Below are 22,678 nucleotides of genomic sequence, written 5' to 3'. Positions count from 1 at the left end.
GCGCCGCCAGGGACGCGCCGCCGGGGGCGCGGGTGCGCCGCTACTCGCCGAGGATCTGGTCGCGCACCTTCCGCCGCAGCACCTTGCCGATCATCGAGCGCGGCAGGTCCTCGACCACGACCACCCGGCGGGGCACCTTGTACGCGGCGAGGTGTTCGCGCGACCACGCCCGCAAGGCATCGGCGTCGAACGTCGCGGGGTCCTTCGGCACGACGGCCGCGACGACCTGCTCGTTGCCGCCCTGGGTGATCCCGACGACCGCGACCTCGCGCACGCTCGGGTGCTTGAGCAGGGCGTCCTCGACCTCGGTCGGGGAGACGTTGAACCCGCCGGTGATGATCAGCTCCTTGAGGCGGTCGACGATCCGGACGTACCCGTCGGCGTCGATCGCCACGATGTCACCGGTCCGGAACCAGCCGTCCGGCGTGAAGACCTCGTCGGTGGCCTCGGCCTTGCCCCAGTACCCGCGGAACACCTGGGGTCCGCGGACCTGGAGCTCGCCCGGCTCGTCGGTCCCGAGGACCTTCGTCGGGTCGTCCGGGTCGGCAACCCGCGCCTCGGTCGAGGACAGCGGCAGGCCGATCGACCCGAGGCGCCGGGCCGGGGACACCGGGTTCGCGAGCAGGACGGGGGAGCACTCGGACAGGCCGTAGCCCTCGACGAGGTAGCCGCCGGTGCGGGCCTCCCACGGCTCGACGACCTCCTTCGAGAGCGCCATCGCCCCGGAGATGCCGATCTCGATCCCCTCGAGCGAGATCTTCGCGGAGTCCGCCGCGTGCTGCAGCCGCGCGTAGATCGGGGGCACGGCCGGCAGGAACGTCGGCGGGTGCTTCTTCATCGCGGCGAGCACGAGTGCCGGGTCGAACGTCGGGAACAGCACGAGCCGCGAGGCCATGCTCATCGCGAAGGTCAGGCAGAGCGTCAGGCCGTAGGCGTGGAACATCGGCAGGACCGCGTAGACCACGCTGCCGTCACCGGGCTGGATCTGCGGGACCCAGGCCCGGGCCTGTGCGGCGTTCGCGATGAGGTTGCCGTGCGACAGCACCGCACCCTTCGGCACGCCCGTCGTGCCGGACGTGTACTGGATCAGGGCGACGTCGTCGGTGGCGGGTCGGGGGTGGCGCTTCGACAGCTTCCGGTTCGACACGAGGTCGTCCCACGGCGTCGTGCCGCGCACCGTGGTGGTCAGCTTCGCCCGGGACTCGCGGGCCTTCGCGACCGGCAGCGACAGCGCGATCCGGGTCCCGCGCGGCATCGCGCGGGTGAGGTCGACCGACACGATCGCGTCGAGCTTCACGTCCGAGGGGAAGTCCTGCAACGTCGCCACCGACTTGTCCCACGCGATCGCGACCTTCGCGCCGTGGTCCTCGAACTGGTGGCGGAGCTCGCGCGGCGTGTACAGCGGGTTGTGCTCGACGACCACGGCGCCGAGGCGGAGCACGGCGTAGAAGGCCACGATGTGCTGCGGACAGTTCGGCAGCACGATCGCCACCCGGTCGCCGGCGGTCACCCCGAGCTTGCGGAGGCCGTTCGCCGCCCGGAGGATCTGCTCCTCGAGCTCGGCGTACGTCGTCGTCCGCTTGAAGAACTCGAGTGCGACCTTCTTCGGGAAGCGCCTGGCGGACCCCTCCACGATGTCGTACAGGGAGCCGGTCGGCTCGTCGATGTCGTGCGGGACCCCCGGGGCGTACGAGGCAAGCCAGGGACGAGGCGTGTCGATGCTCACGCCGACCAACCTAGCGGGCCACCCGAGCGCGTTGTCAGGGGCACGACGGACGATGGCGTCATGCCCTCTGTCGCCGATGCCTTCCGATCCCGTCTCAACGACACGTTCACCGGTGGTGCGACGGAGCGCCCGGCCTGGATCGACGAGCTCGAACAGGGCACCGACGCCGGGTTCTTCGGGCCCGGCTCCGCCACCTGGTCGGTGCACGGCGGGAAGCAGACGATCCTCGCGGGTGTCCGCGCCCTGCTCGTCCAGGCGCTCCACCCGGGGGCGCTCGCCGGCGTCGCCGACCACTCCCGCTACCGTGAGGACCCGTTCGGCCGCCTCGCCGGCACCATCCGCTGGATCTACACGGTCTCGCACGGCGACACCACGGCGGCCCGGTCCGCGAGCGCCTGGGTCCGGAAGCTCCACGAGCGCGTCCGTGGCGAGTACGTCGACGGCCACGGGGTCACGAAGCCGTACGCCGCGAACGACCCGGACCTCGCCCGGTGGGTGCACCTCGCGTTCACCGACGCCTTCCTCCGCAGTGCGCAGCTGTGGGGCGAACCCATCCCCGGCGGCGCCGACGCCTACGTCCGCGAGTGGGCGATCGCCGGCCGGCTGATGGGCGTCGAGGACGCCCCCGAGTCCGACGCCGAGCTCCGCGCCCAGATGAACGGGTACCTCGACCGCGGGGAACTCGTCGCGACCGCACGGACGCTCGACGTCGTCCGGTTCATCAAGGACCCGCCCCTCGCACGCCTGCTGCGCCCCGGGTACCGGGCGCTCTTCGACGGCGCGGTCGTCTCCCTCGATCCGCGGCACCGCTCGATGCTCGGGCTGCGGACGCCTGCGGTCGGGCCGGTGGAGTTCCCGGTCCGGCGGACGGCGGGCGTGGTGCTCGACGGGATCGGTGCCGTGCTCGGACACCAGCCGGGGACGGAGCGCGCGGCGCTCGTGCGGATCGCGCGGCTGGGCGGCGAGCGGCGGATTCCGGACGCGACCGTCTGACGGCCAGGAGGCGGGGGGCCCGCGGGCCCCGCGCCTCCCGTCCGTCCGGTGGGTGCGTCAGAAACCGGACGGCACCCGGGGTGTGTACGCGGATTCGAGACAGGTGACCTCGTCGTCCGTGAGCTCGATCGTCGTCGCAGCGACCGCGTCGTCGATGTGGTGCTCCTTCGTCGCGCCGACGATCGGGGCGGAGACCGCGGGCTGCCGCATCACCCACGCGAGGGCGATCTGCGCCATGCTCGCGTCGTGCGCCTCGGCCACCTGCTGCACCGCGTCGACGATCGCGCGGTTGGCGTCCTCGTCCTGTCGGTACAGGGTCTTGCCGAACTCGTCGGTGTCGGCCCTGCTGCCGGACCCCTGCGCATCCCAGGGGCGGGTGAGCTTGCCGCGGGCGAGCGGGCTCCACGGGATCACGCCGACGCCGGTGTGGGCGCAGAAGGGGTGCATCTCGCGCTCCTCCTCGCGTTCGAGGAGGTTGTACTGGTCCTGCATGCTGACGAACCGCGTCCAGCCGTTCCGTTCCGCTATGTGCTGCATCTCGGCGAACTGCCACGCCCACATGCTGCTCGCGCCGATGTAGCGCGCCTTGCCCGACTTCACGACGTCGTGGAGGGCCTCCATCGTCTCCTCGACCGGGGTGTGCGGGTCGAAGCGGTGGATCTGGTACAGGTCGACGTAGTCCGTGCCGAGGCGGGTCAGCGAGGCGTCGATCTCGTGCATGATCGCCGCCCGCGAGAGTCCGGCGCCGTTGGGGCCCGGGCGCATGCGGTTGAAGACCTTGGTGAAGACCTGGACCTCCTCGCGCGGGGCGAGTTCCTCGAGGAGGGTGCCGGTGATCTCCTCGGAGCTGCCCGCGGAGTAGACGTTCGCGGTGTCGAACGTGGTGATGCCCTGGTCGTAGGCGCGGCGGACGAAGGGGCGGGCCTCGTCGATGCCGACGCTCCACTCGTGGGCGCCCTTGTCGGGGTCGCCGTAGGACATCATGCCGAGGATGACGGAGCTGATCTGGAGGCCGGAGACGCCGAGGCGGGTGGTCGGGGTCGCCGGGCGGGCGGTTTCGGGGGCTGCCGAGCGGGCGGTTTCGGGGGTTGCCGGGCTTGTCGAACGGGCGGTTTCGGGGGTTGCCGAGCGGGCGGTTTCGGTCATGCCGCCACCCTGGCATCGCGCCCTGTGACCGCGAGGAGGCGGACCTGCAGCGGCGCGTCCTCGTCGACGTCGACCGGTGCGGCGTAGAGCCCGGTCGCGGCGAGGTCCTCGATCTGCGGCTCGAAGTGCTCCCACACGGCCTGCACGAGTTCGTCCGGCAGGGTCTCGTCGCTGCCGGTCGCCCGCGCGAGGTCCCACGTGTGGATCGTGATGTCGCTCGTCTGCTCGGTGAGGTACTGCCCGGCCGGGACGACGTCCGTGGCGAGGTGCACCGGCGTGTCAGCGGGCGTTCTCTGCCACGCCTCGATGGCTTCGGCCGCGAACTTCGCCCACTCGGCCGCGAGGTCGGAGCCGACCGCTTCGAGATCCGCTTCGGCCTGGGCGTAGTCGCACCCCGTCAGGAGCTTCGGGATCCACCGCTGCTCCTCGACGACGTGTCGGACGAGGTCTCGGGTGGTCCATTCGGAGTCGGGGGTCGACGCGTCCCAGTCCGTGACGGCGGCGACGCGGCGGCCGAACTCGGCTGCCGCGAGTGCCTGCAGCGCGATCCAGTCGGTGGCCATGGTGGTGCTCCTGTTCGTGGGTCCTGCGGGTGCGGGGTGCGGGGTGCTGCGTGTTGGTGGGCGTTCGACGACCGGCCCGGAGGCGGGTTCCCGTGTGTTCCCCTGCAACCTTCCGGCTCGGGTTCCGATTCCCCGCGGCGGTCGCCCGGTGCCGGTCGGCGGACGCTGCGGTCTCACGCTACTGCGCGCGGTCGCCGGGCGAGCGGGCGAAATGTGCGGGGGTGCCACGTCCATCGGTGCCGAATCCGCCCGATCGGCGCGTGTGGTGCGCGCGACCAGGGACGCCGGCGCGCGCCATCAGGGACACCGGCGCGCGCCACCAGAGACGCCGGCGCGCGCCACGGAGCCGATCGCATCGCCGTCGTGGCGAGCGGGCGGAAGACGGCGGGCGCTTGCCGCGAACCGCGCGTACTTCGCCCGCTCGACGGTGGGACGCGCCGGCGACCGTCCCAGCGAGAAGACCACGCGCGCCCCGCCGCCCGCTGCCTGCGGCCCGCCTGCCCCCGAGCCCCCCCCCAGCAACGACGAACGGCCCGACTCCGTGGGGGAGGAGCCGGGCCGTTCGCTTCGGGTACTGCAGTGTCCTGCGGTTCGATGTCCCTCAGGTCACGCGCAACGCGATGACCTTCGGGTCAGGAGGGACGAGGTGTCAGGCCGCCTGGAGGACGAACTGCACGTCGAGGTTGATCGTCACGTCGTTGCCGAGCGTGAAGCCACCGGCCTCGAGCGCAGCGTTCCAGTTCACGCCGAACTCGGTGCGGTCGATCTTGGTCGTGGCCTCGGCGCCGAACTTGACCTGGCCGTAGCCGTCGGTCGTGAAGCCGCCGAACTCGGCCTTGAGGACGACCGGCTTGGTGACGCCACGCAGGGTCAGGTCGCCGGCGATGTGCAGGTCGTCGCCCTTGGCCTCGATGCTCGTCGAGCGGAAGGTGAGCTGCGGGTGCTCCTCGGTGAGGAAGAAGTCGCTCGTCTTGAGGTGCTGGTCGCGCTGCTCCTGGCCGGTGTTGATCGACGCGACGTCGATGTTCGCCTCGACGGTCGACTCGAGCGGGTTCTCGGCGGTGACGACGGTGGCGTCGAAGGTCTCGAACTTGCCCTTGACCTTGCTGATCGCGAGGTGGCGGACCGAGAACGTGACCTCGGAGTGGGTGGGGTCGATCTTCCAGGTACCGGTCTGGTAGCCGGGGATGGTCGAGGCGGTGAGCGTCATGGTGACTCCTTCGAAGCGTGTGGACTGCGTTCCCGAGCAGGCGTCGGGCGGAACCACGATTCCATGCGCCTGCATCGAAGTTGATGCTAGCCCATTCTGCACGTGTTTGGTTGAAGCGTCAACCAATGTTCATCTCGGTGACGCTGGACGGCGTGTCGGACGTGGGTCGTGCCTCCCGGTCGAGACGCCGTCGAGGAGGCGACGGACGCGCGCCACGAGCGCCTCGGTCGCCGGTCCCACGTCGTCCGCGGTGGCGCGCAGCAGCCACCAGCCGGCGTCCTTCAGGTGTTCACCCCGCGTGATGTCCTTGCGGAACGTGCGATCGTCGGTGCGGTGGAGGTCGCTCTCGTACTCGATCGCGACCCGGGCGTCCGGGTAGGCGAGATCGACGCACGCGACCCACCGGCCGTCCACCACGACGTCGTGGTTCAGGGCGGGTTGCGGCAGACCGCGCCGCGTGAGGGCGAGTCGGAGCCGGGTCTCGCCGGGCGAACGTGACCCTGGGCGCATCTCGGCGAGGGCTGCTCGGACGCGACGGATGCCCCTCGCTCCGCGGTAGCGGCGAGCTGCGGCGACCAGTTCGGCGTGGTCGCACCAGCCGAGCCAGCCGATGATCGCGTCGCCGACCACGATGAGTTCGTCGCGGCTCAGGAGGGTCGCGAGCGCCACGAACGTGTCGGCTGGGTGGGTCAGCGCCGCGGTGCCCGAGTGGACCACCTGGAGTCTGCCGCGGCGGGCGCGGTGCCCGATCGTCCCGCGGACACGGAGCGCCTGGTCCGTCCCGATCGTCGTCACGTGGACGCGGGGATCGCGCTCGAGCCGGCGCGGGAGCGGGAACCCGAGGATCGCTGCGGCGGTCGTGTGGCTGAACGCCTGGTCCGGGCGCAGGCGCGGCTGCACCGCTCGTGCGCGCTCGTCGTGCGTCTGCGGACGGGTCCAGGCGCGGATGCCGTGGAACGGGCGGAGGAACGCTCGTGATCGGAGCCGGCCGGCGCTGACGCCGCGGTGCAGGGCTTCGCGCACGCGGAACGGCCGGCCGCCCAGCCGCCAGCCCGCGCAGCGCGCCCCCCGCACCCAGGTACTCGCACGGCCCCTCACGGCGCGGGGAAGCCCGCTAGCGTCGGGAGCATGGAATTCAGGTACCTGGGCAACTCCGGACTCAAGATCTCCGAGATCACCTACGGCAACTGGCTGACGCACGGCTCGCAGGTCGAGAACGACGTCGCCGCCCAGTGCGTGCGGGCAGCGCTCGACGCCGGCATCACCACGTTCGACACCGCGGACACGTACGCCAACACCGCCGCCGAGACCGTCCTCGGCGAAGCACTGAAGGCCGAGCGCCGTCAGTCGCTGGAGATCTTCACGAAGGTCTACTGGCCGACCGGGCCGAAGGGGCACAACGACGTCGGCCTCAGCCGCAAGCACATCATGGAGTCGATCGACGGGTCGCTCGAGCGCCTCCAGACCGATTACGTCGACCTCTACCAGGCGCACCGGTACGACCACGAGACCCCCCTCGAGGAGACGATGCAGGCCTTCGCCGACGTCGTCCGCCAGGGCAAGGCGCTGTACATCGGCGTCAGCGAGTGGAACGCCGAGCAGATCCGCGCCGGTGCCGCGCTCGCGAAGGAGCTCGGCTTCCAGCTCATCTCGAACCAGCCGCAGTACTCGATGCTGTGGCGGGTCATCGAGGGCGAGGTCGTCCCCGCGTCGAAGCAGCTCGGCCTCAGCCAGATCGTCTGGTCGCCGATCGCCCAGGGCGTGCTCACCGGCAAGTACAAGCCCGGTCAGCCCCTCCCCGAGGGCTCCCGCGCCACCGACGAGAAGGGCGGCGCCGACATGATCAAGCGGTTCATGCGCGACGAGGTCCTCGAGGCCGTCCAGCGCCTCCAGCCCGTCGCCGACCAGGCCGGCCTGACCCTGGCGCAGCTCGCCATCGCGTGGACGCTCCAGAACGAGAACGTCGCGAGTGCGATCGTCGGCGCGTCCCGTCCGGAGCAGGTCACCGACAACGTCAAGGCCGCGGGCGTGCGCCTGGACGCCGACGCCCTCGCGGCGATCGACGCAGCCCTGGGGGACATCCCGGAGCGCGACGCGTCGAAGACCGTCAGCCCGGCGTCGCGCCCCGCGTAGACGCGACCACCCTTCCGACCTGGAGGCGCGGTGCCCCCGGGGCCCCCCCCCGCCCCCCGGGCGCCCCCCCCGCGTCGCCCCCCCCCCCCCGCGCGCGGGGGGGGGGGGGCCCCGGGCCCCCCCCCGCCTCCAGTCCGTCGTGGGGGCGCGTCCACCGCGACCCGCATGTGAACAGCGGGTGTCGCGAAACTGGCAGAACCATCCGTAAGTCTGTACCCCACCCAAACCACTCCGAGAAGCCCCCCGAATCGGGGGCATGACCCGAACCGATACCCCCGTTGTGGTGCCATCCGCAACCGGCGCGGTACCCGTCCCTCCGCGCGCGGCCGTCGCGCGCCTGGTGGTGCTCGCGCGGCAACTCGTCTCCTTCGGCAGCATCGGCGCCGTCTGCTTCGTCATCGACCTCGGCGTCTACAACCTCCTCCGCGCGACCGTGATGCCCGACGGGCCCATCGCCGCGAAGATCGTCTCCGCCGTCGTGTCCACGGCCGTCGCCTGGATCGGCAACCGGTTCATCACGTTCCGGGCCGAGCGGCAGACCGGCCGCCGCGAGACCCTCCGGGAGGGCCTCCTGTTCGCGGTCACCAACCTCATCGGCCTCGGCATCGCCGCCGCGTGCCTCTTCGTCTCGCACTACGTCCTCGGTTTCACCTCCACCCTCGCCGACAACGTCGCCGGCAACGGGGTGGGTCTCGTGCTCGGCACCGCGTTCCGGTTCGCCGCGTACAAGGCCCTCGTCTTCCGTTCCACCGACGCTCACGCGAAGGAGCTCGCCGAATGACCATCTCCGCCACGCTGTGGACGGCCGCAGGGCCGCTGCTCCAGCCGAACGAGGGGACGGCTCCGTCGAGCGTCCCGAACCGCGGCACGACCGACGTCCCGACAGGAGGCTCGGGGCAGCTCCCGCAGGCCGCCTGGTCGGTCGGCGAGTGGGTCGGGTACTCGGCCCTCATCGCGATCTCCGTGCTGCTCACGATCATCGCGCTCACCACGCTGTGGTGGATGCTGCACGCCTGGCGCTCGCGCGACGCGCTCAAGTCGACGAGCTTCAGCCAGACCCCGCGCCCGGCGGCGCACCGGTTCACGCTGCTGGTCCCCGGCCGCCACGAGCAGGACGTCATGGGGGAGACGCTCGACATGCTCGCGAAGCAGGACCACCCGGACTTCGAGATCATCGCGATCGTCGGCGAGGACGACCCCGAGACGGACGCCGTCGTGCGTGCCGCCGCGGCCCGGCACCCCGAACTCATCAAGGTGGTCGTCGACGACACCGCGCCGAAGAACAAGCCGAAGGCGATGAACCTCGCGCTCCAGTACGCGACGGGCGACATCGTCGGCGTGTTCGACGCCGAGGACGAGGTCTACCCGCGGCTGCTCTCCCTGGTCGACTCGCGCTTCCAGGAGACCGACGCCGACGTCGTGCAGGGCGGCGTGCAGCTGATGAACTTCAAGTCGAGCTGGTGGTCGCTCCGGAACGTGCTCGAGTACTACTTCTGGTTCCGCTCGCGCCTGCACTTCCACGCCGGGTCGAAGTTCATCCCGCTCGGCGGCAACACCGTCTTCGTGACGAAGGAACGCCTGGACTGGTCGAACGGCTGGGACGCGCACTGCCTCGCCGAGGACTGCGAGCTCGGCGTCCGGCTCTCCGCCGACGGTGCCAAGGTCGTCGTCGCCTACAGCCCCGAGGCCGTCACCCGCGAGGAGACCCCGCCCACCTTCGCCTCCCTGCTCAAGCAGCGGACCCGGTGGAACCAGGGCTTCCTGCAGGTGCTCGGCAAGGGGGAGTGGAAGAAGCTCCCGTCGTTCCGCCAGCGGTTCTTCGCCCGCTACATGCTGACGATGCCGTTCATCCAGGCGGCCACCGGGCTGCTCATCCCGCTCAGCGTCCTGATGATCCTGTTCGTCAAGGTGCCGACGGCGATCGCCCTCGTGTCGTTCGTGCCCGTCGCCCCGACGCTCATGCTGCTCGCCGTCGAGGTCGTCGGCCTCAACGAGTTCGGTCGGCTCTACAAGGAGAAGGTCCGGATCCGCGACTACGTGAAGCTCGTGCTCGGCCTCGTGCCGTACCAGATCTTCCTCGCCGCAGCGGCGGTCCGGGCCGTGGTCCGGCACGCCAAGGGGCAGAACGGGTGGGAGAAGACCGAGCACACCGGGCAGCACCGCACGGCCGGGCAGTCGGCCGAGGTCGTCGGCTTCGCGAACGCCGTGACCACCGACCTGGCGGACGACCGCTCGGACGACCGTGAACTCGTCGCGTCGACCACCGGAGGGACCCGATGACCGCCAGCATCACCGACACCACCGGCATCCCGATCCGGGGCGCCGTCGCCCGCCAGCGCTCCGGCGTCGGCGCCTGGTTCCGCCGGCACGCCGCGAGCCTCGGCTGGCTCCTCCCCGTCCTCGCCGTGACCGTCGTCGTGCAGTCGTGGAACATGTCCGGCACGCCGCAGCGGATCGACGACGAGGGAACGTACACCGCCCAGGCGTGGGCGATCACGCACCTCGGCGAGATCACCCACTACACGTACTGGTACGACCACCCGCCGCTGGGCTGGATCCAGATCGCCGGGTACACCTCGCTGACCGGGGCGTTCGCGCGCTACCCGTTCGCCGTCGAGGCCGGGCGCGAGGCGATGGTGTTCTTCGCCGCCGTGTCGAGCATCCTGCTGTTCGTCCTCGCCCGCCGACTCGGTGCCGGCCGTGCCACCGCGGCGGTCGCGGGCCTCGTGTTCGCCCTGTCGCCCCTGGCCCTGCAGTACCACCGCACGGTCTACATCGACAACGTCGCGACGCCGTGGCTCCTCGCCGCGTTCGTCCTCGTGCTCAGCCGTCGCCAGCAGCTCGCCGGCTTCGCGGGTGCCGCTGCGTGCCTCGGCATCGCGGTGCTCTCGAAGGAGACGTACCTGCTCGCCCTGCCGTTCCTCATCTGGATCGCGGTGCGCCGGGCCGACCGGAGCACCCGCCGGTACACGCTCAGCGTCGCCGGGGCCGTGCTCGCCGTGATCGGTGGCGGCTACCTGCTGCTCGCCGCGGTGAAGGGCGAGCTCCTGCCCGGCACCGGCCGGGTCAGCCTCTTCGAGGGCATCACCTACCAGCTCGGTTCCCGGGCGGCCAGCGGATCGGTGTTCGACGCGGGGAGCCTCGCGAACGAGGCCGCCGCGCAGTGGTGGGCACTCGACCCAGTGTTCATCGTGCTCGGCTCGGCCGCAGCGTTCGTCGGGCTGTTCCTCCGCCGGGTACGCCCGATCGCGGCGATGCTCGTGTTCCTGCTGCTCATGATGTTCCGCCCGAACGGGTACCTGCCCGTGCCGTACGTGATCATGCTCATCCCGTTCGCCGCGCTCCTCGTCGCCTACACCGCCGAACGTGCCGTCCTCGCCGTGCTCGGCCGCTTGCGCGGGACCTCGGGGACCGATGCGCGGGCCGTCGTCCGCCGGGGCCTCGGCACCACGTGGGCGGTCGTGACGTCCGCGGCACTCCTCGTCGCACTCCCGCTCTGGGGGACGCAGCTGCGCGGGTTCGTGCTCGGCAACCTCGACCTGCCGATGCAGCAGGCCGAGCAGTGGGTCGGTGACAACGTCCCGAAGTCCTCGCGGCTGCTCGTGGACGACGCCATGTGGGTCGACCTCGTGCAGGACGGCTTCGCCCGGAACAACGTCATCTGGTACTACAAGCTCGACACCGACGCTGCGGTCGAACGCCAGTCGCCGAACGGCTGGAAGGACTCGGACTACGTCGTCACGACGGACTCCATGCGCACCGGCGGCAACTCGTCGTCGGACATCCGCCAGGCGATCGAGAACTCGACGACCGTCGCCGCGTTCGGCACCGGCAACCAGCGGGTCGACGTCCGACGCATCCACGCCGAGGGGTCGACGGCCGCCGAGGCCGCCATCACCCGCGCGACCGACCTCCGGAAGACGATGGGGACCGAGCTCGCCTCGAACCCGGCGCTCTTCGCCGACGAGGGCACCAAGTCGCAGTTCCGCGCCGGGCAGGTCGACTCGCGGGCGATGATCGCGCTCGGGCAGGTCCTCGCCGACGGGTTCGTCGAGGTCGACCGGTTCACGCCGGTGTCCGGCGAGACCGGGCAGCCCTTCCGCCGGGTCGTCCTGCATGCCCCGGGGAACGCCGAGGCGTCCCGCGTCGAGGCCACCCTCGACGCCATGGCCAGCGGGTTCCGACCCGACTCGGTCGAGCGGGACGGGTCGCGCCTGACCGTCGTCTACACCCCCGCCGACCCGACCACGACCGCGACGAGCGCCTCGTGAGCGCCGCCGCACCCACGCACCAGACCCGAACCACGACCAGAAGGAGCACCACCATGCCCGCACCTCGTCGCACCCTCCTCGTCGGCGCCCTCGCCACGAGCCTCGTCGCTGCAGCCGTCGGCCTCGCGCCGCAAGCAGCGACCGCCGCCACACCCGCCGCCACCTCGAGCGACCAGGGCTGGCTCCGCGTCGGCCACCTCTCCCCGGACACGAAGGGCGTCGACGTCGAGCTGTCGAGCCTGGCCGGCGGCAAGACGGTCTTCGAGCTCGACGACGTCACCTACGGCCAGGTCAGCCCGTACCAGGAGCTCCCGGTCGGCACCTACGTCCTGTCGATGCGCGCCGCCGACGCCCCCGACTCGACCCCGGTGATCTCCACCGACGTCACGGTCGACAAGGGCGACGCGAGCACCGTCGTCGCCTACGGCAAGAACTCGGGGCTCAAGACGACCGCGTTCACCGACGACCTCCAGCAGCCCGGCGACGGCAAGGCGAAGCTCCGGCTCGTGCAGGCCGCGACCACCGCGAAGTCGGTCGACGTGAGCACCTCCGAGGGGACCGCCGTCGCCGAGGACGCCGCCTTCGGCACCGCCACGAAGTACGCCACCGTCGACGCCGGCAAGTGGACGCTCGACGTCTCCGGCAGCGGGCAGCGGGGCACGGCGAAGGTCGACCTCGCGGGCAACACCGTCTCGACGCTGTTCGTGCTCGACGACAGCAAGGGCGACCTCACGGTCGTGCCCGTCACGGACGCGGCAGCCACGGCGTCCACGCCGTCCGGCGGGGTGCAGACCGGCGGTGGCGGCGCGGCCGCCGACCCGGTCGAGCAGGCCACCCACGAGCTGATCGCGACGCTCCGCTCGCTGTTCCGCTGACGCCGGACCGGAGGCGCGGATCACCCCAGCGGATCCGCCCGCGTGATCCGCGCCTCCCGTCCCACACCGCACCCAGTCAGGAAGGCAGGCCGCATGACCCGCAGGACCTGGATCCCCGTGACCGCCGCAGCCGCGGTGCTCGTCGCGCTCGGCATCGCGCTCGTCGCGGTGCGCCCGTGGGGCGCCCCGCAGCCGGAGGCCGGAGGGGCGTCGACCCCGACGTCCTCGGCGGCGCCGGACGCAGCGCGCTCGCCGGAGCAGCTGCGGACGGACTTCCTCGACCGGTACGTGCAGGACGGCCGCGTCGTCCGCACCGACCAGGGCGGCGACACCGTCAGCGAGGGGCAGGCCTACGGGCTCCTGATCGCCTACGCGAACGGCGACCGCCGGCGCTTCGGCGAGATCTGGACGTGGACGAAGCGGCACCTGCTCACCGACGACCACCTGCTCGCGTGGCGGTGGACGCCGGACGACGGCATCGCCGACGGGCAATCCGCGAGCGACGCCGACCTCGACGCCGCCAGGGCACTCGTGCTCGCCGGGTCCTCGTGGGACGAGCCCCGGTACACCACGGCGGGGAAGACCATGGCGTCCGCGATCCTCGAGCACGAGACCGCCACGACCGAGCTCGGGACGATCCTGCTGCCCGGGCCGTGGGCCGACTCCGAGCCGTACCGGTACGACGCCTCGTACGCGTCGCCGGCGGCGTACGACGTCCTGGCGAAGGCGACCGGCGACGACCGGTGGGAGGCGCTCGGCTCCGGGTCGCGAGCGGTCACGCGGGCCGTGCTCGCCGGGTCCGACCTGCCGAGTGACTGGTCCCAGGTGCACGCCGACGGCACGGTCGACCCGATGCCCGCGACCGGCGGGGACGACCGGGTGCTGTACGGGTACGACGCGATGCGGCTGCCGCTCCGGTACGCCGAGGCCTGCGCCGCGCAGGACCGGTCCCTGGCCGGGTCGATCGCGCCGACGCTCCGGCGGCAGACGCAGTTGGCGGCACAGCTCGACCTCGGCGGCACGGCCGTGACGGGCGACACGAACGCGCTGGCGTACGTGGCGCGGGCCGCGGCGGAGCAGGCATCCGGGCAGTCGGCAGCGGCGGCGACGGACCTGCGCCGGGCGGACCGGACGGCTGCGACGACGCCGACGTACTACGGGGACGCGTGGGCAGCGCTCGGCGCGACGATGCTCACGTCCGACGTGCTCGGCGGGTGCGCGACGCGGGCCGGGGGTGCCTCGTGAGCGGGCGGCGGCGGGCCGGTGCGCGCGGGGACGCGCCCGAGACTCGGCGGGGCGGACGAGTTCGCGCTGCCGGAGGCCGCGGTGTGTCCGGCGAGCCGAGACTCGGCGCGCGCGGATCGCGGCGGCGCGGCGTTCTCGTCGGGGCCGTCGTGGCCGGGGTGCTCGTGGTGGGCGGGGTCACCGGCGTCGCGGTCGCGGCCACCAACGGGACCGGGGGACCGACGGTGGCCGGGTCGGCCGCGCCGACCGCCGGATCGTCGGGCACTGCGGCACCCGCGGCCGGGAGCGCGACCGACGGCTTCCAGGACCCGGCAGCCCCCGCCGCCCGGTCCGACGCCACCCCGGTCCGTGTGACCATCCCCGCCATCGGGGTGTCCTCGTCGCTCGAGGACCTCCACCGCGGCGCCGCCGGCGAACTCGACCCGCCGAAGGACTGGGACAGCGCCGGGTGGTTCAGCGACGGCATCGTCCCGGGTGAGGTCGGCCCCGCCGTCATCGCCGGGCACGTCGACAGCCCCACCGCCGCAGCCGTCTTCTTCCGGCTCGACGAACTGGTCCCCGGTGACGAGGTCCACGTCGCCATGTCCGACGGCTCCACCCGCACCTTCACGGTGGACCGGTCCGAACGGGCGGCGAAGTCGGCGTTCCCCACGAGCGACGTCTACGGCACCGCCCCCACACCCCAGCTGCGCCTCATCACGTGTGACGGCACGTTCGACACGGCCACAGGTCATTACACGGACAATCTGATCGTGTTCGCAGACCGCTCGTCGGACTGACGCAGCGACCGGCCGATATCTTCGATGTCAAGCGCAAGGAGCACCATGAGTACGACACTGGTCATCATCCCGACCTACGACGAGGCGGAGAACGTCCGCCCCATCGTCGAGCGCACCCTGGCGGCCACCGACGCCGACGTGCACGTGCTCGTCGTGGACGACAACTCCCCGGACGGCACCGGCGACATCGCCGACCAGATCGCGCGCGAGACCGACCGGGTGCACGTGATGCACCGCACCGTGAAGGACGGCCTCGGCGGTGCGTACCTCGCCGGGTTCGCCTGGGGCCTCGAGCACGGGTACGACAAGCTCGTCGAGATGGACGCGGACGGCTCCCACCACCCCGAGTACCTGCCCTGGATGATCGAGCTCGCCGACACGAACGACCTCGTCCTCGGCTCGCGCTGGATCAAGGGCGGCGCCGTGGAGAACTGGCCCTGGTACCGCGAACTCCTCTCCCGCGGCGGCAACCTCTACACGCGCCTCGCCCTCGGCATCGCCGTGCGTGACGCGACCGGCGGGTTCCGGGTGTTCACCTCGCGGGCGTTCGAGCGCATCGACCTCGCCGGCGTGGCCTCGAAGGGCTACTGCTTCCAGGTGGACCTCTGCTGGCGCGCGCTCGAGGCCGGCCTGCGCGTCGTCGAGACCCCGATCACGTTCACCGAGCGGGAGTTCGGCGTCTCGAAGATGAGCGGCAACATCGTCCGCGAGAGCCTCACCCTCGTCACGAAGTGGGGCATCGACCGTCGCATCCGTGAGGCCCGGTCCCTCGTCAAGGACCACCGCCGACTCCCGTCGGTGCGGGCGAACGCGCACGCGGTCGCCGACCACGCGGCCTGACGGGCTGCTGACGGGCTTCCCGGAGGCGCGGTGGCGGCTGGCCCCGCGCCTCCGGTCCGTCCGTGGTCGCGGGGCGTGCGGGGTCGCGGTCGCGGTCGCGTCGCGTCCGCGGGGCGCGTCCGCGGGGCGCGAAAGCGACTCCGTGCGGATCCGTCCGCCGTCCGTGGCGGCACAGCGACCGGTTCCCGGACGACGACGGCGGTTGCCTGTCGCTTTCGCGGGGGCGCCCGGCGAGGGGCGAGGCGGGCCCGGCGAGGAGCGCGGGCGGGCAGACGAACGGCCCGCGGCGGAGTCACCACGGGCCGTTCGGTTCGCGCTGGTCGGCTTCGGGCTGACCAGCTTCGCGCTGGTCAGCGCAGGACGACGACACCCCGCCCGGTGAAGCGGACGCAGTCCGTCGCGACGTCGGCCTCGCCGAAACGGTAGAGCTCCTCGCCGGTGGCGCCGGGGACGGGCACCTCGGCCGCGTCGTCGAGGAAGTTCACCACGACGTGCACCGGCCGGGCGTCCGGGCCGAGCAACCCGCGCGTGAGCACGAGCCAGCGCCGGTCCTCGCTGCAGCGCACGGCGTTCGCCTCGTACCGCTGGTCGACGAAGGCCTGGTCGGTCCGCCGCAGGGCGACGAGCACGCGGTAGGCCCGGAGGATCGCCGCACCCCGCTCGGAATCGACGTCCGACCACTGGAGCTTCGAGTTCGTGAACGTCGTCGGGTCCTGTGGGTCCGGCACGGCGGACTCGTCCCAGCCGTGCTCGGCGAACTCCTTGATGCGACCCTCGGCCGTGGCCTTGCCGAGCTCCGGTTCGGGGTGCGACGTGAAGAACTGCCACGGGGTCGAGGCGGCGAACTCCTCGCCCATGAAGAGCATCGGCGTGAACGGGCCGAGCAGCGTCAGGGCCGCGGCGATCACGAGACCCTCGTCGCTCACGGTCGCCGCGAGACGGTCGCCCGCGGCACGGTTGCCGATCTGGTCGTGGTTCTGGTTCGCGACGACGAGGGCCGTCGTCGGCGAGGTCCCGCGGTCGATCGGTCGCCCGTGCCGCTTCCCCCGGAACGACGACCACGTGCCGTCGTGGAAGAACCCGTGCTCGAGCACCTTCGCCAGCGCGGAGAGCGGTGCGAAGTCGGCGTAGTAGCCGTTCGTCTCACCCGTCAGCGCGACGTGGACCGCGTGGTGGAAGTCGTCCGACCACTGCCCCGGAAGGCCGTAGCCCGAGGCCTCCTGCGGGCGGAACATGATCGGGTCGTTGAGGTCGGACTCCGCGATGAGCGAGAGCGGCCGCCCGACGAAGGCGGAGTACGCGTCCGTCTCGGAGGCCATCGCCTGCAGCACGTGCGGGCGGGTGGTGTCCCGCAGGGCGTGCACGGCGTCGAGCCGGAGCCCGTCGACGTGGTGGTCGCGGAACCACATCCGGACGTTGTCGAGCACGTACCGACGGACCTCGGGGTGTTCGACGTTCACCGAGTCGCCCCAGGTGTTGCCGAGCCCCTGCAGCAGGTACGGCCCGTACAGCGGCAGGTAGTTGCCGCTCGGCCCGAGGTGGTTGTACACGACGTCCTGGATGACCCCGAGGCCGAGTGCGTGGGCACGGTCGACGAAGCGGTCGTACGCGTCCGGGCCGCCGTAGGGAGCGTGCACCGCGAACCAGCCGACGCCGTCGTAGCCCCAGTTCCACTCGCCGTTCACCGCGTTGACGGGCAGGAGCTCGACGAACTCCACGCCGAGCTCGACGAGGTGGTCGAGCTTCGCGGCCGCGGCGTCGAGCGTGCCCTCGGGCGTGTAGGTGCCGACGTGCATCTCGTAGATCACGCCGCCGCGTGCCGGACGCCCGGTCCACGCGTCGTCCGTCCACGAGAACCGTGCGGGGTCGACGACCTCGGACGGGCCGTGCACCCCCTCGGGCTGGAAGCGGCTGCGCGGATCGGGCCGCACCGCGTCGTCGTCGCCGACGCGGAAGCCGTAGCGGGCTCCGACGACGGGGACGATCGCGTCGGTCGTCCACCAGTCGTCGGTGCCGCGGGTCAGCGGGTACTCGGTGCCGTCGACCACGAGGCGCACGCGCTCCGGTGTCGGCGCCCAGACGGCGTAGCGGTCGGGTGCGGTCATGCGTGACCCTCCAGGATGTCGATCTCGGCCTGCGCGTCGGACTCACCGGCAGAGCCGGAGCCGCTGTCGGCGGGCGCCCCGCTGTCGGCGGGGGTCTCCGTGCCGTGGTCCGTCGCCTCGGCCACGTGCGCCGGCACGAGCAGCGCGACGGGGTAGTCGGTGAGCAGTTCGGCGAGGGCGATGCCCCGGCCGGCCGGCACGCTGCGGCCGGTGAGCAGGTCCACGCGGTCCTGGGGCACGGCGTGCACGAGGGTGTCGCCCCATCCGCCGACCCGCTCGAGCCCGATCGGCAGGCGCGTCGCGATCGTGACCGCGCCCCCACGGTCGAACGCGATCACGTGGTCCGCCGCGCTGCCGGTCGCCTCGAGCGCGAGGTACCGGGTGAAGAGCTCCGGGTGGTCGCGCCGCACACGGAGCGCACGACTCGTCACCAGGAGCTTCGCCGCACCGTCGAGCCCGACGTCGGGGAGCCGTTCGGGGCCGTCGTCGTCCGGGCCGTCGAGTTCGGCCAGGACGTGCCGACGCTCGGTGTAGTCCACCGGGCGACGGTTGTCCGGGTCGACGAGCGAGCGGTCCCAGAACTCGGTGCCCTGGTAGACGTCCGGCACCCCGGGCGCGGTGAGCTGCACGAGCTTCTGTCCGAGCCCGTTCGACCACCCGGCGGCGTCGATCCGTTCGTCGAGCGCATCGAGCACGGCGACCACGGCCGGGTCGTCGAACGCGGCGTCGACGAGCGCGTGCATGCGCCGTTCGAAGTCCTCGTCCGGAGCCGTCCACGTGGTGCTGTCGCCGGCTTCGCGCGAGGCCTTCTCGGCGTAGGCGTGCAGGCGTTCCCGGCTGGCCGGGCGCGCGCCGACGATCGCCTGCCAGAGCAGGTCGGCCAGCACGGCGTCCTCGAGCGGGGCGAGGGACTGCAGGCGTTCGAGCGTCGACGCCCACTCGTGCCCGAGCTCGGCGAGCACGGCGATGCGCGCGCGGGTGTCCTCGCTGCGCTTGGTGTCGTGCGTCGTGAGGGTCGTCATCGTGTGCGGCCAGCTGCCGAGCCGGTCGCGCTGCGCCTGGTGGAAGGCACGGACCGACACCGAGAACACGCTCGGGTCGCCGCCGACCTCGCTCAGGGACGTCAGGCGGGAGGTCCGGTAGAACGCGGTGTCCTCGACGCCCTTCGCCATCACCATGCCGCTCGTCTGCTGGAGGCGGATCGCGGCGGCGTTCGCGGGGACGACCAGCGCCGGGGCGATCCTGTCGATGACGTCGTCGAGGTCCGGCCGCGCCGAGGCCGCACCTTCGAGGGCGTCGATGAGGTGGTGCGCGCCCTCGGGCAGGTACGTCCGGTACACGTCGAACGAGGCGACGATCTCGGCGACCGCGTCGACGATCCGCTCGTGGGGGAGCGGTGCGGACGCGGCGCTGCCGGTGCCGGGGCCGAGCAGCCGCGCGAGCCGCTCGACCTCGCTGCCGAGGATGCCGTCCGCGATGCCGCGACGGGTGTCGTGCGTCAGCTGCTGCCAGTCGGTCGGTTCGGCCCCGGACGCCGCGGTCAGCGAGTCCTCGCCGGCGGGGTCGACGAACACCCGGTCGAGCACGCCGAGGGCGTCGTAGCCGGTGGTGCCGTCGACCGGCCAGCTCGCGGGGAGTTCCTCGCCCGGCTCGAGGATCTTCTCGACGAGCGTGTAGGCGCCGTCGGTGAGCGCCGCGAGGTCCTGCAGGTAGCCGGCGGGGTCGTACAGCCCGTCGGGGTGGTCGATGCGGAGTCCGTCGACGAGGCCGTCGCGGAACCACGCGCCGATCGTGCCGTGGGAGGCCGCGAAGACCTCGGGTTCCTCGACCCGGATCGCCGCGAGCGTGTTCACCGCGAAGAACCGCCGGTAGTTCAGCTCGTGGTCGGCCCGCTTCCAGTGCACGAACTCGTAGTGCTGCCGGGCGTGGACGTCGGCCACCGAGTCGCCGTCGTGCACCGTGCCCGCAGCGGTCGGGTAGGCCGTGTCGCCCAGGTACAGCTTGCCGTCGCGCAGGTCGACCGCGTCGAGCAGCCGATCGTCGAGCACCGGGACGCGGAGCTTGCCGTCCCCGGCGTCCCAGTCGACGTCGAAGGCCCAGGCCACGGGGGACCCCTGGCCGTGCTCGAGCAGGGACCACCACCACGGGTTCACCTCGGGCGTGGCCACACCGACGTGGTTCGGCACGACGTCCACCAGGACTCCGAGTCCCACGGCGTGCGCGGCGTCGGCGAGCGCACGGAGCGCGTCGTCACCGCCCCGCTCGGTGTCGACGTGGCCGTGGTCGACGACGTCGTAGCCGTGCTGGGACCCGGGCTCGGCCTGCAGCACCGGGGAGAGGTAGAGCCAGTCCGCGCCGAGGTCGCGCACGTAGTCGACGACGTCGCGTGCGGCCGACAGGTCGAAGTCCGGCGTGACCTGCAGCCGGTACGTCGAGGTCGGGACGCGCCGGGCGGTCACTGCTGGCCGCCGCTCGTGGCGGAGGGAGCCGTGGCGCCGGCGGGGTTCACCGGTGTGACGGCGTCCTGCGGTGCCGCCGTGGCCGGTCGTGACGAGTCGGTGTCCACCGGGGTCACCGTGACCTCGTGGTCGGGCTCGGCCCGGAGCACGATCATCGAGCGTGCCGGAACGTCGAGCGGCGTGCCGGCGTCGAGGACCTCGTCACGCGCACCCGGTTCGGCGGTGTCGATCCGCACCGTCCAGCCCGGCGAGTACTCCTCGGGGGGCAGTGTGAACGTCACGGTGTCGTCGTGCGCGTTGAAGTACGTGATGAAGGCGACGTCGGTGACACGCTCGCCGCGGGAGTCGCGCCCGCGGATCCCGTTGCCGTTCAGGTACATGCCGACGCTCTTGCCGAAGCCGGAGTCCCAGTCCTCGGGTTCCATGGCGTCGCCGGAGGGCGTGAGCCACACGACGTCCGGCAGCGGCTCGTCCTGCCCGCGGCGGACCGGACGCCCGTTGAAGTACCGCGTGCGGCGGAACGTCGGGTGGTCGTGCCGGAGCTTCACGACGTCGGCCGTGAACTGGATGAGGTCGTCGTCGGCGGCGTCCCAGTCGATCCAGCTCAGCGCGGAGTCCTGGGCGTACACGTTGTTGTTGCCGGACTGCGTGCGCCCGAGCTCGTCACCGTGGGCGATCATCGGGACACCCTGGCTGAGCAGCAGCGTCGCGAGGAAGTTCCGTCGGCGCTGCAGCCGCAGGGCGGTGATCGACTCGTCGTCGGTCGGGCCCTCGGCGCCGGAGTTCCACGACCGGTTGTGGCTCTCGCCGTCGTTGTTGTCCTCGCCGTTGGCCTCGTTGTGCTTCTCGTTGTAGGCGACGAGGTCGTACAGCGTGAAGCCGTCGTGCGCCGTGATGAAGTTGATGCTCGCCTTCGGCGTGCGGCCGTCGTGCTCGTAGAGGTCGGCCGAGCCGGAGATCCGCGACGCGAACTCGCCGAGGGTGGAGGGCTCTCCCCGCCAGAAGTCGCGGACGGTGTCGCGGTACTTGCCGTTCCACTCGGACCACTGCGGCGGGAAGTTACCGACCTGGTAGCCACCGGGGCCGACGTCCCACGGCTCGGCGATGAGCTTCACCTGGGACACGATCGGGTCCTGCTGGACCAGTTCGAAGAACGCCGCCAGCCGGTCCACCTCGTAGAACTCACGCGCCAGGGCGGCCGCGAGGTCGAAGCGGAAGCCGTCCACGTGCATCTCGGTGACCCAGTACCGCAGCGAGTCCATGATGAGCTGCAGCGAGTGCGGGTGCCCGACGTTGAGCGAGTTGCCCGTGCCCGTGGTGTCCATGTAGTACCGCTTGTCGTCCTCGACGAGGCGGTAGTAGGCGGCGTTGTCGATCCCGCGGAAGGACAGCGTCGGGCCGAGGTGGTTCCCCTCGGCCGTGTGGTTGTACACCACGTCGAGGACGACCTCGATGCCGGCACGGTGCAGTTCGCGGACCATCGCCTTGAACTCCTGCACCTGCTGTCCGTGGTCGCCCGAGGACGAGTAGTGCGAGTGCGGCGCGAAGAACCCGATCGTGTTGTAGCCCCAGTAGTTCGACAGCCCCTTGTCCTGCAGGGTCGAGTCGTTGACGAACTGGTGCACGGGCATGAGTTCGAGCGTGGTGACGCCGAGCCGCTGCAGGTGCGCGATCACGGCCGGGTGCGCGACCCCCGCGTACGTCCCGCGCTGTTCCTCGGGCACGTCGGGGTGCGTCTCGGTGAGGCCCTTGACGTGTGCCTCGTAGATCACCGTCTCGCCGTAGGGGATCCGAGGAGCCCGGTCGCCCTGCCAGTCGAAGAACGGGTTGATGACGACGCCCTTCATCATGTGGGGCGCCGAGTCCTGGTCGTCGGTCGAGTCCGGGTCGCCGAACGTGTACGAGAAGAGTGCCTGGTCCCAGTCGATGTCGCCGCTGGTCGCCTTGGCGTACGGGTCGAGGAGCAGCTTGTTCGCGTTGGCGCGGAGCCCCTTCTCGGGGGCGTACTCGCCGTGCACCCGGAAGCCGTACTGCTGCCCGGGGCCGACGTTCGGGAGGTAGGCGTGCCAGACGTACGCATCGACCTCGACGAGGTCGATGCGCTGTTCGTTCCCGTCGTCGTCGAAGAGACAGAGTTCCACGCGTTCGGCGACCTCGCTGAAGAGGGCGAAGTTCGTGCCGCTCCCGTCGTAGGTCGCCCCGAGCGGGTACGGGTTGCCGGGCCAGGTGTGCAAACGGTCCTCCAGGTGTGGGTCCCGCCAACATATCGGCGGGAGCCGACCGCGTCCGCAGACAAGCTCCGGCCGTGGACGGATGCGCGGGCAGCTCTGCCT

General features: G+C 71.8%; 17 protein-coding genes. 9 read left to right on the top strand and 8 right to left on the bottom strand.

What is annotated here, in order from left to right:
- Nucleotides 1-40 precede the first annotated feature (40 nt).
- Nucleotides 41-1,726 carry a long-chain-fatty-acid--CoA ligase gene (locus tag WFH25_RS08645; RefSeq protein WP_336697420.1) on the bottom strand — a complete coding sequence of 562 codons (1,686 nt, stop codon included), beginning with the start codon at nt 1,724-1,726 and terminating at the stop codon, nt 41-43.
- Between the two features lie 60 nt (nt 1,727-1,786).
- Between WFH25_RS08645 and WFH25_RS08640 the strand changes: the two genes are divergently transcribed.
- Complete coding sequence (locus WFH25_RS08640; protein WP_071295024.1) at nt 1,787-2,719, top strand: oxygenase MpaB family protein; 933 nt, start codon at nt 1,787-1,789, stop codon at nt 2,717-2,719.
- Nucleotides 2,720-2,776: 57 nt separating this feature from the next.
- On the opposite strand, the gene WFH25_RS08635 is transcribed toward WFH25_RS08640, so the two are convergent.
- The 4 genes from WFH25_RS08635 to WFH25_RS08620 all read right to left on the bottom strand — a co-directional run bounded on the left by WFH25_RS08635 (nt 2,777) and on the right by WFH25_RS08620 (nt 6,661).
- Complete coding sequence (locus WFH25_RS08635) at nt 2,777-3,703, bottom strand: aldo/keto reductase (RefSeq protein WP_336697502.1); 927 nt, start codon at nt 3,701-3,703, stop codon at nt 2,777-2,779.
- A 158-nt stretch (nt 3,704-3,861) separates the two neighbouring features.
- Entirely contained in the window at nt 3,862-4,428 is a 567-nt protein-coding gene (locus WFH25_RS08630) for a TIGR03086 family metal-binding protein (RefSeq protein ID WP_070416636.1), read from the bottom strand.
- Nucleotides 4,429-5,077: 649 nt separating this feature from the next.
- On the bottom strand, nt 5,078-5,638 hold the full coding sequence (locus tag WFH25_RS08625) for a YceI family protein (RefSeq protein WP_336697419.1): 561 nt from the start codon (nt 5,636-5,638) through the stop codon (nt 5,078-5,080).
- A 129-nt stretch (nt 5,639-5,767) separates the two neighbouring features.
- Entirely contained in the window at nt 5,768-6,661 is an 894-nt protein-coding gene (locus WFH25_RS08620; protein ID WP_336697418.1) for a hypothetical protein, read from the bottom strand.
- Between the two features lie 105 nt (nt 6,662-6,766).
- On the opposite strand from WFH25_RS08620, the gene WFH25_RS08615 reads away from it, so the two are divergent.
- The 8 genes from WFH25_RS08615 (at nt 6,767) to WFH25_RS08580 (ending at nt 15,781) form a co-directional block, all read left to right on the top strand.
- The gene (locus tag WFH25_RS08615) at nt 6,767-7,771 is read left to right on the top strand and encodes an aldo/keto reductase family protein (RefSeq protein ID WP_336697417.1); all 1,005 of its coding nucleotides are present in this window, start codon (nt 6,767-6,769) and stop codon (nt 7,769-7,771) included.
- Between the two features lie 283 nt (nt 7,772-8,054).
- Nucleotides 8,055-8,552, top strand: coding sequence for a GtrA family protein (locus tag WFH25_RS08610; protein WP_071295941.1), 498 nt, complete (start codon nt 8,055-8,057; stop codon nt 8,550-8,552).
- Entirely contained in the window at nt 8,549-10,051 is a 1,503-nt protein-coding gene (locus WFH25_RS08605) for a glycosyltransferase family 2 protein (RefSeq protein WP_336697416.1), read from the top strand. The genes WFH25_RS08610 and WFH25_RS08605 overlap by 4 nt, the downstream gene beginning before the upstream one ends.
- A complete protein-coding gene (locus tag WFH25_RS08600; protein ID WP_336697415.1) occupies nt 10,048-12,042 on the top strand; it encodes an ArnT family glycosyltransferase in 1,995 nt (664 codons plus the stop codon). Before WFH25_RS08605 ends, WFH25_RS08600 begins: the two co-directional genes overlap by 4 nt.
- Nucleotides 12,043-12,095: 53 nt before the next feature.
- The gene (locus WFH25_RS08595) at nt 12,096-12,917 is read left to right on the top strand and encodes a DUF4397 domain-containing protein (protein ID WP_083295008.1); all 822 of its coding nucleotides are present in this window, start codon (nt 12,096-12,098) and stop codon (nt 12,915-12,917) included.
- 93 nt (nt 12,918-13,010) lie between these two features.
- Complete coding sequence (locus tag WFH25_RS08590; RefSeq protein WP_336697414.1) at nt 13,011-14,162, top strand: glycosyl hydrolase family 8; 1,152 nt, start codon at nt 13,011-13,013, stop codon at nt 14,160-14,162.
- Between the two features lie 149 nt (nt 14,163-14,311).
- Nucleotides 14,312-14,941, top strand: coding sequence for a class F sortase (locus WFH25_RS08585; protein ID WP_336697413.1), 630 nt, complete (start codon nt 14,312-14,314; stop codon nt 14,939-14,941).
- Nucleotides 14,942-14,986: 45 nt separating this feature from the next.
- Nucleotides 14,987-15,781: a polyprenol monophosphomannose synthase gene (locus WFH25_RS08580; protein ID WP_071295927.1), complete on the top strand. Its 795-nt coding sequence runs from the start codon at nt 14,987-14,989 to the stop codon at nt 15,779-15,781.
- 350 nt (nt 15,782-16,131) lie between these two features.
- Here WFH25_RS08580 and treZ read toward each other — a convergent pair whose 3' ends face one another.
- The 3 genes from treZ to glgX are packed head-to-tail and all read right to left on the bottom strand — an operon-like array spanning nt 16,132 to nt 22,579.
- The gene (treZ, locus tag WFH25_RS08575; protein ID WP_336697412.1) at nt 16,132-17,886 is read right to left on the bottom strand and encodes a malto-oligosyltrehalose trehalohydrolase; all 1,755 of its coding nucleotides are present in this window, start codon (nt 17,884-17,886) and stop codon (nt 16,132-16,134) included.
- On the bottom strand, nt 17,883-20,345 hold the full coding sequence (gene treY / locus WFH25_RS08570; protein WP_336697411.1) for a malto-oligosyltrehalose synthase: 2,463 nt from the start codon (nt 20,343-20,345) through the stop codon (nt 17,883-17,885). The genes treZ and treY overlap by 4 nt, the downstream gene beginning before the upstream one ends.
- A complete protein-coding gene (glgX, locus tag WFH25_RS08565; RefSeq protein ID WP_336697410.1) occupies nt 20,342-22,579 on the bottom strand; it encodes a glycogen debranching protein GlgX in 2,238 nt (745 codons plus the stop codon). Before glgX ends, treY begins: the two co-directional genes overlap by 4 nt.
- Between the last annotated feature and the right edge of the window lie 99 nt (nt 22,580-22,678).

The sequence above is a fragment of the Curtobacterium sp. USHLN213 genome (assembly GCF_037144815.1).
Taxonomy (GTDB): Bacteria; Actinomycetota; Actinomycetes; order Actinomycetales; family Microbacteriaceae; genus Curtobacterium.
Note: the sequence above shows the minus strand (reverse complement) of the source record. Positions and strands in the feature narration are given on the sequence as shown.

Excerpts from the sequence above, each read along its gene's own strand:
- WFH25_RS08640 (WP_071295024.1), top strand. The coding sequence starts at position 1,787 with ATGCCCTCTGTCGCCGATGCCTTCCGATCCCGTCTCAACGACACGTTC.
- WFH25_RS08635 (WP_336697502.1), bottom strand. The coding sequence starts at position 3,703 with ATGATGTCCTACGGCGACCCCGACAAGGGCGCCCACGAGTGGAGCGTC.
- WFH25_RS08630 (WP_070416636.1), bottom strand. The coding sequence starts at position 4,428 with ATGGCCACCGACTGGATCGCGCTGCAGGCACTCGCGGCAGCCGAGTTC.
- WFH25_RS08625 (WP_336697419.1), bottom strand. The coding sequence starts at position 5,638 with ATGACGCTCACCGCCTCGACCATCCCCGGCTACCAGACCGGTACCTGG.
- WFH25_RS08615 (WP_336697417.1), top strand. The coding sequence starts at position 6,767 with ATGGAATTCAGGTACCTGGGCAACTCCGGACTCAAGATCTCCGAGATC.
- WFH25_RS08605 (WP_336697416.1), top strand. The coding sequence starts at position 8,549 with ATGACCATCTCCGCCACGCTGTGGACGGCCGCAGGGCCGCTGCTCCAG.
- WFH25_RS08600 (WP_336697415.1), top strand. The coding sequence starts at position 10,048 with ATGACCGCCAGCATCACCGACACCACCGGCATCCCGATCCGGGGCGCC.
- WFH25_RS08595 (WP_083295008.1), top strand. The coding sequence starts at position 12,096 with ATGCCCGCACCTCGTCGCACCCTCCTCGTCGGCGCCCTCGCCACGAGC.
- WFH25_RS08590 (WP_336697414.1), top strand. The coding sequence starts at position 13,011 with ATGACCCGCAGGACCTGGATCCCCGTGACCGCCGCAGCCGCGGTGCTC.
- WFH25_RS08580 (WP_071295927.1), top strand. The coding sequence starts at position 14,987 with ATGAGTACGACACTGGTCATCATCCCGACCTACGACGAGGCGGAGAAC.
- treZ (WP_336697412.1), bottom strand. The coding sequence starts at position 17,886 with ATGACCGCACCCGACCGCTACGCCGTCTGGGCGCCGACACCGGAGCGC.